1 protein-coding gene and 1 pseudogene are annotated in these 1,145 nt (G+C 69.4%); both read right to left on the bottom strand.

Annotation, left to right across the window (positions count from 1 at the left end):
- On the bottom strand, positions 1-776 hold a 776-nt coding region (nadC, locus tag ELR45_RS31080), incomplete at its 3' end, for a carboxylating nicotinate-nucleotide diphosphorylase (RefSeq protein WP_205857620.1).
- A pseudogene (locus ELR45_RS39795) lies at positions 773-1,145 on the bottom strand (L-aspartate oxidase); the annotation flags it as partial. The pseudogene ELR45_RS39795 and the gene nadC, both read right to left, overlap by 4 nt.

Raw genomic sequence — 1,145 nt, 5'->3', positions numbered from 1 at the left:
TCGAGCGACAGCCCGCCGCTGGCCTCCAGCCGTGCGCGGCCGCCGACCGCGGCGACGGCCTCCCGCACCTGCTCGACGGAGAAGTTGTCCAGTAGTACCAGCTCCGCCCCGGCCTCAACGGCTTCCATCGCGCCCCGGACGTCGTCCACCTCGACCTCCACCGGCAGGTCCGGCGCTGCCTGCCGCACGGCGCGGTACGCGGCGCTGATCCCACCGGCAGCGGCCACGTGATTGTCCTTGATCAGCGCGGCTTCCGAAAGTGACGACCTGTGGTTCTCCCCTCCCCCGACGCGTACCGCGTACTTCTCCAGTGGGCGCAACAACGGCGTGGTCTTCCGGGTGTCACGCACCACGACACGCGTGCCGTTCAGCGCCTCGGCCCAGTCGCTCGTCGCCGTGGCGATACCGGACAGGTGCGACCCGAGATTGAGCGCGGTCCGCTCGGCCAGCAGGACCTCACGGCCGGGCCCGGACACGGTCAACACCGGCGTCCCCGGCTCGACCCAGCTGCCGTCGGCCACCCGTCGCTCACAGGTCACGCTGTCGCTGACAGCGGCGAAAACCGCCTCCATCACCGGCAGACCGGCGACGATCCCCGCCTCACGGGCGGTGAGTGTGGCCATGACCTGTTGCTGTTCTGGGACCGTCGCTTCTGTCGTGACATCGATACCGCCCGCCAGATCCTCCTCGAGCGTCGCCCGCACCAGATCCTCCACATAGAGCGGGTCGAGGCCCGCGTCGCGCAATGCGCTCGCTACCGGCTCGGCCAGACTCATTGTGTCTCCCTCATCGGCTGGAATTTCGTTTCCAGGACCCCGTCGGGGTCCAATGTGCTGGCGAGGTGACCCCGCCAGTGATCATCGTCGCGCACCGGGAAGTCCTCCCGCCAGTGACCGCCGCGGGTCTCCTCGCGCAACATCGCATGACGTTCGAGGGTAACTGCCACCGTGTGCACATTGGTGGTCTCCCACGCTTCCGGCGTGGGAACCGTGCTGCGCCGCTCATGGCCCAGGTGGACCAGCCGGGCGTGGAGCGTCTCCATAGTCGCCGACGACCGCAGCACACCCGCTCCCACGGTCATCGCCGACTGGACGAACGGCAGCGTGCCGGCATCGAGCAGTGCGGCCTCGCCCGGGCGCTCCTCC

The organism is Phytoactinopolyspora endophytica (assembly GCF_004138495.1).
In the GTDB taxonomy this organism is placed as follows: Bacteria; Actinomycetota; Actinomycetes; order Jiangellales; family Jiangellaceae; genus Phytoactinopolyspora; species Phytoactinopolyspora endophytica.
Note: the sequence above shows the minus strand (reverse complement) of the source record. Positions and strands in the feature narration are given on the sequence as shown.